Origin of the sequence: Candidatus Agathobaculum pullicola, from assembly GCF_052117205.1 — a bacterium.
Classification (GTDB): Bacteria; Bacillota; Clostridia; order Oscillospirales; family Butyricicoccaceae; genus Agathobaculum; species Agathobaculum pullicola.
Window position 1 is genome coordinate 1 of record NZ_JBQKJP010000073.1, and the last position, 6,802, is coordinate 6,802.

General features: G+C 52.3%; 6 protein-coding genes. All 6 read left to right on the forward strand.

What is annotated here, in order from left to right; all coding sequences use genetic code 11:
* On the forward strand, positions 1-4,333 hold a 4,333-nt coding region (locus ACTQ3V_RS14995; RefSeq protein ID WP_441468222.1), incomplete at its 5' end, for an SGBP N-terminal domain-containing protein.
* 494 nt (positions 4,334-4,827) lie between these two features.
* A complete protein-coding gene (locus ACTQ3V_RS15000) occupies positions 4,828-5,112 on the forward strand; it encodes a helix-turn-helix domain-containing protein (protein WP_441468223.1) in 285 nt (94 codons plus the stop codon).
* 241 nt (positions 5,113-5,353) lie between these two features.
* Positions 5,354-5,572, forward strand: coding sequence for a hypothetical protein (locus tag ACTQ3V_RS15005; RefSeq protein WP_441468224.1), 219 nt, complete (start codon positions 5,354-5,356; stop codon positions 5,570-5,572).
* A 228-nt stretch (positions 5,573-5,800) separates the two neighbouring features.
* Positions 5,801-6,205 (forward strand): hypothetical protein, encoded by a 405-nt coding sequence (locus tag ACTQ3V_RS15010; RefSeq protein ID WP_441468225.1) that lies wholly within the window; start codon positions 5,801-5,803, stop codon positions 6,203-6,205.
* An 86-nt stretch (positions 6,206-6,291) separates the two neighbouring features.
* Positions 6,292-6,450: a hypothetical protein gene (locus ACTQ3V_RS15015; RefSeq protein ID WP_441468226.1), complete on the forward strand. Its 159-nt coding sequence runs from the start codon at positions 6,292-6,294 to the stop codon at positions 6,448-6,450.
* A 2-nt stretch (positions 6,451-6,452) separates the two neighbouring features.
* Entirely contained in the window at positions 6,453-6,665 is a 213-nt protein-coding gene (locus tag ACTQ3V_RS15020; RefSeq protein ID WP_441468227.1) for a holin, read from the forward strand.
* Positions 6,666-6,802: the final 137 nt, after the last annotated feature.

Sequence of the window (6,802 nt, forward strand, 5' to 3'; positions counted from 1 at the left end):
AGACAAGCCTTTCGGATGTGTGGCAGCCAGCGTGTGGCCTTGGAAGTGTAAAGACGCGGTGTTCCAGTACAACGAGGTCTATAATACCTACAACGATGGCGGCTGGAACGGCGACGGGCAGGCATGGGATGCCGACTGGGGCGACGGAACCGTCTATCAGTACAATTACAGCCACGATAACGAGGGCGGCTGCTTCATGATCTGCCTCCAGCACGCCTACAACAGCGTTTTCCGGTATAATATCAGCCAGAACGACAGTACCGGTATCATCGTAGCGGCGACCAATCCCAACGCCAACATTTATAACAACACCTTCTATATCAAGGAAGGCGTACCGTTTGTGTACACCAATTCCGGTCGCTACGGCACGCTGGATGTGAAAAACAACATCATCTATTATGCCGGAAGCGCCGCCCGTAATGAAAACTGGCAATCCGGAACCTGCACCTATGCAAACAATATCTTTGTAAATTACAGCAATGTGCCCGCTGGAACCGACAACATCAAGTTGAGCGCCGCGGAGGGGACATCTCTGATGGTCGATCCCGGAAAGGGTGGAACCGGAAGCGCGCAGGCCAACGCGCTGAACACGCTGGATGGATATAAGCTGCAGGATGGCTCCCGTGCAATCGGCGCAGGTACATCTGTGGCAGTTCCGCCTGTTTTGTCGGAGATGGAAGGCGTCGTATTGACGGACTTCTTCGGCAATCCGACTACAGGAGTTGCACCCGATGTGGGCGCACATCAGTACACCCAATTGACCGGCCTGGGTTCTGATAAATATCAGATTCAGGATTTTACCATCTCTCATGTAAATGGTGATACAGCCGAAACTGTTCTGCGCCATCTGATTACCCCGACAGGATGGTCGGTGACCTTAACAGACGCAGCAGGCCAGCCGCTGACGGGCAGCACAAACGTACCGGGCGGCAGCAAGGTCATTGTCACAAAAGCCGATAGCAATACAGAGACATACACCATTGCCAAGAGTACACAAGCTGATATTCTCTTCTCTCCCTTTGAGCGGCAAAGCGGCAGTATTCATGTGCCCGATCAGGCTCAGGTCGCGCACCTTCTCGATGCTTTGGAGCTGAGCTGGGGTGCCTCTGCAAAGGTGATGCACAATGGAGTTGAGCAAGACAGGAGCATGGTACTTGCGTCAGGAATGACCCTTCAAATTACGGCGGAAGATGCCACAACCCAGAATACACTTTCTATTCAGGTCGGGCCCTACTCTATTTTTGAGAGCATCAAGACGGAAGACGGACAACAGGGTGAAATCTGGTTCGCGCAGCAGAGGATTTCTGCACAGGAGGCGAATACATCCTACAAAGACCTGACCAGCTGGCGCGCTGACTGGAAGGGATGGGAAGGTATTTCCAGCAACCAGTGGGCCTTTATCGGAGCGGACAGCGGTAGTAACACTACCAATATTAAGATTGTCGATGAAACAACCAACCGGAGTGGCTTCGGCCATGCGCTGGGCTTCCGCGCTCCCCTTGATGGGGTAATTTCCATCACAGGACTGGATGCTATCGTAAACAGTGCGGCTGGAAACACCGGAACGATATGGGCTTCGCTGACCCAAAATGGCGAACCGCTGGTGGCCCAGCAGCAGGTCAGCGGCGGTAGCGGCCCTGTCAACTTCAACCAAGCCAATATACAGGTTGCAGCGGGGGACATGATCCGCTTTGAAGTACAAAACAAGGGCGGCAATATAGCAAACGCCAATATCATGGCCCCTATGGTTGTTACCTATACCAGCGTAAGCGACAATCCTACCCATTATACGGTAAGCTATCAGTTGAACAATTTGACCGCAGATGGACAGCCAAGTTCGGTAGAGGAGAATCAGCCTTTGCAGGTTGCGTTGGCGCCAGCCCAAAATTATCGTTTGCCCGAGCAAATTCAGGTCACCATGGGAGGCGTTGTCCTGACCAGCGGCCAAGAATATACCTACGATAAATCCAGCGGAACCATCCGCATTGCGGCGGTTACCGGCGACGTGGTTATCACCGCCGATGGCGTGGAGCAGACAAATGCCCCTGTCATTACAACCACCGCATTGAAGGACGGCAAACAAAACGAGTCCTATTCCGACACATTGACGGCAACCAGCGATACCCCTGTCAGCTGGAGCATCACTGCTGGCAGCCTGCCTACCGGTCTGGCGCTGGACGAGGCAAGCGGCGTCATCAGCGGTATACCCACTGCCGCCGGTACCGCTACCTTTACGGTAACAGCCACTAACAGAACTGGCACTGCCAGCAAGGAGCTGTCTATCCAAATTAACGCGCATAGCGCGGAGAAGAGGATTCTCTCCTTTGAGGTTCCCAATGGGACCAGCAGGATTACAGGTACGCAAATCGAGGTAACGGTTCCGTACGGTACAGATGTCAAAACGCTTACGCCTACGATTATCGTAAGTGAAAAGGCCAGCGTCTCGCCGGCAAGCGATGTGGCGCAGAACTTCAGCAGTCCCGTCATCTATACCGTGACGGCAGAGGACGGAAGCCAGCAGACGTATACTGTAACCGTCATCGTTGCGGCAAAGGGAACTTATGTGATCAGCGCTGACACCGTGGCGCACGGTACTATTTTGCCCGATAAGAGCAGCGCGGCTGAAGGGGAGACTGTTTATGTGTCTCTGCTTCCTGACAAGGACTATCAGATAAAGCAGGGCTCCCTTAAGGTCTACAAGACCGGTGACGAGACAACAACAGTTTCCGTTGACAGCAACAGCTTCCTCATGCCCGGCTATGCAGTTACTGTTACAGCAGAATTTGAGCCAAGTGCTTCTGCATTTGTGCCAGTGACCAATATCACCGGCGTACCAGTTGAAACCGAAGCAGGAAAGGCTATGCGCCTGAGCGCCACTGTGATACCTGACAACGCGACCAACCGTCAGATTGTCTGGAGCGTGAAGGAAGACGGCGGTACCGGCGCGAAGATTGAGAACGGAGCGTTGATGGCGGTCAACCCCGGTGCAGCGGTGGTTACGGCAACCATTGTAAGCGGTGTGGCGCCCGATGCAGACTATACCAAGGATTTCACCATCAGAGTAAATGCTCAGACGGGCAAGCAGTATACCGTTACCTTTCAGAGTAATGGAGGAACGGCGGTAGCCGAACAGACGGTGGCGGAAAACGGCTTTGCAAAGGAGCCGCCCATCCCTGAACTCAGCGGGTATACGTTTACCGGCTGGTATCTGGATGAAGCATGTACCGAAAAGTTCGACTTCGGCACAGCCGTTGTAAAAGACTTGACGCTCTACGCGGGCTGGCAATATACCGGCAGTGGAGGGAGCGACAGCACCAACCAGACAGAGCCTACGGCCAGTCCGGACGGCTCTACCACCACAGCTGTAACAAAGCCGGATGGCACGGTTACCGAAACCACCGTATATCCGAACGGGAACAAGACGGTGGTGGAGAAAAAGCCGAACGGCAGCACGACCACGACCGTCACGCAGAGCGATGGTTCCTCCTCTGTCACCAAGGTGGATGAGAACGGCAAGTGGCAGTCCGAGGTCAAGGTGCCGGAGCGGGTGGTGAACACCGCGCAGGAGAATGGAGAGAACGTAACCCTGCCTCTGCCCAGCGTGCCCAACACCAGCGACTGGAACAGCGCTCCCACCATTACGGTGCAGCTGCCTGACGGCGGCGCGGTAGCCGTGGAGATTCCTGTGGACGGCGCCGCGTCCGGTACTGTGGCGGTGCTGGTCAAGGAGGACGGCACTGAGGAGGTCATCAAGACCTCTATCACCACGGAAAACGGTGTGGCGGTCACGCTGGCTGATGGTCAGCATGTGAAGGTCGTGGATAACAGTAAATACTTCTCCGATGTGCCGGACGGCTACTGGGGAGAGCAGTCCATAGACTTTGTCTCCAGTCGGGAGATTTTTGGAGGCACAGGCCCCAGCATCTTCTCGCCGGAGAGAACGATGACCCGCGGGATGATGGTCACTGTTCTGGCCCGTATGGAAGGTGTGGATACCTCTGTTGGGTCTATATGGTATGAAGTGGGACAGAAGTGGGCTATGTCAGAGGGGATATCGGATGGTACAAACATGGAGCAGAATCTGACCCGAGAACAGCTGGCCCTGATGCTTTACCGCTATGCCGGTATGCCCACCGTGAGAGGAGATCTCAGCGGTTTTGTTGACGGGGATTCCGTCAGCAGCTGGGCCGTTGCGGCCATGAAGTGGGCGGTTCAAGAGGGCTTGATCTCTGGCATGGGAAACAACATCCTCGAACCGCAAGGTGAGGCCAGCCGCACTCAGGTGGCTACCATCCTGATGCGCTTTATAAAAGGCCGGGCGTACAATAAATAAGCAAATCATTCTGATGCAACAAGCTGAGGGGCGGACAACCACGGTTGTCCGTCCCTCAATTCCGTCTGTCATGCAACATCGCGTCATTTAATCGGTGTAATCTGTGATCTGATTTCACATATAGATGAGGCGTATTTTGCGGGAATATTTGCTGTATGGAAAAAATATAAAAATTAGGGAAAAGTTGTCGAAAGTACGGCAGATTCAATTGTGTGGTGTTATAAATTGCCAGTGTATGGAAGTGAGTGCGAACCCGTATAAAGAAAAGGTATAAATGAGAACATAACGAATGAACTCTGTGTAAATATGGGCGCAATAAAGAATACAAATTTGTTGCATGCGTGGGGGCACTGTATGAATGAGAAATGCGTTTATGCCCATGTTTTCTCGTGCGAGCACAAGTTTGACCGCAGATCGCGACTCTGCGCGAGAGCGACACGCTGTGTGAAAAAGACCACATTTTATACGCTGGTGGAAGATGGAGGTTTTTGATTATGCTTAGTGAGTTTGGGGAAAAGGCGAAAGCATACCGGTTTCGGCATGGCTGGCTTTTGTATGATATGGCGAAGGTGATGAGAGTTTCCACCGCACAATTGAGCGCCTACGAAATTGGGAAAAAAGAGCCGTCGAGGGATGTAAGGGAAGCGTTGGAGGCGCTGATCGCATGTGAGAGTAAGCGCGGTCTGACAGATGAAGAAATGGAAGATTTGAAAAAAAGGGGACAGGAATTTAAGTTGGAAATGAAAAGAATAATCGAGAGCGGATTATTCAGAGGATAGCGAGGGCGCGGTATGAGCCGCGCTCTTTTTTTCGGGTAAATTCCCACGCGTTTGGCACGGGGCCGCATGATAGGTTTGAGCGGCGTCTACCGGGCGAACAAATACAACGACCAGCAAAGCTGGTACAATTGCCGCTTATTTTGTTCCGTTTGCCGGATGCGACGTAGAAATTAGATAGCTGCTTGATAGAAGTTGCAAGCTTGCCTCATATCATGAACAGGTTGACATGGTGGCTGCATCATTGTCAAACGATAACGAAATTACATCTAACTGGGTCGAAATGGCGTTTGAAAATGTGCCTATATTGCAGTCATACAGCGGTTATTTTCCGATGAGCAGCCAGAAGGACTATGACATAACGGTTGAAGTGACAAACACGGTAAACGGCATCATGGATGCCGTCTTTTCTCATCTTATGACGGGTATTTCATTCGAGGAAGTTGTAGCAGACGAATCATAGCAGATATATCTGGCAGTGCGTTTGATGTGACATCAAGCCCCATTTCGGTATCAATGTCCAACAAGGGTTTAAAGACTGTGGTTTTCTGCTTGATAGTGGTTAAACCGTTTGCACTTTGTAAGCGGTCTAATGGCAACAAAACAATTACCATTACAGGCAGTATGATCAATACACAAAACTATAAATATTACTACTATGTGATAGGGTAATGACCTGGACACGCTGCGCGTGGTCAAGCAGGAGCAGAACAAGAAAGCACTTGCGGACTGGCTCGCGGCGCACCCGCTGGCATGGACGGACGGCAAGGTGTATAGCATGACCGAGCAGGATCAGACCGAAATGGCGATTAACCTTGCGCAGTACCAACTGGTGGCCACCGCTGGGCAGCACACAGTTCTTGAGTGGCATGGACAAAAACAGCAGTACCGCACGTTTGAAATAGAGCAGTATACGGAATTGTCGCTGGCCATTGCAGCGTATGTTTATCCATACCGGCGGTATCAGGAACAAGTCAAAGCCGCGATCTACACGGCGCAGAGCAAGGAGGCACTGGATGCAATCGAAATCAACTGCAGCAGCGTCGGTGCTTCTGCATCGCGTACTTGCCATCATTGGCGGGAAAATAAGGGATAAACCGCCCTGTTTATGAAATGCGTTGGCCAAAAGGCTGGAAAAGGAAGTGAAAAATATGTACAGAAATAATATCTACATCCAGAACCATGAGGAAGTTAAGTCCATGGACGGTGACCGAGGCCAAGTTGGAGGATCTGACGCGCGAAGTGCGCGAGCACAATCATTTTGCGCACCGCATGCCGGTGGTTGAGGAGCAGATCAAAGTAATCAACCATAGGTTGAAGGACTTGGAACAGGAGGAATAAAAATGAGCGAAAAGACCAAACTGTGGGCTAAGGCGGCAGGTGTGCGCGCGGTCAAGACCGTGCCGCAGTCGGACATCGGCGTCATCGGCGCCGCAGCCGCGATGGGCGAGGTCAACTGGGCGATAGTGTTTTCCGGCGCGGCGCTGGCGGGCATCGTGTCGCTGCTGACCAGTGTCGCGGGTCTGCCCGAAGTCAAGGCGCAGACAGGACAATAAAAATGAAAAAAGCCGCCCAAAGGCGGTGTAGGTTTGTCAAACATATTGGACAGTGAACTCTAAAGGAGAAAGCCAACCTAGAGGCCTCATGGGAAAGTTGTTGGAACGGCGGTTATGGACAGCAAGCTGCTTGGAAA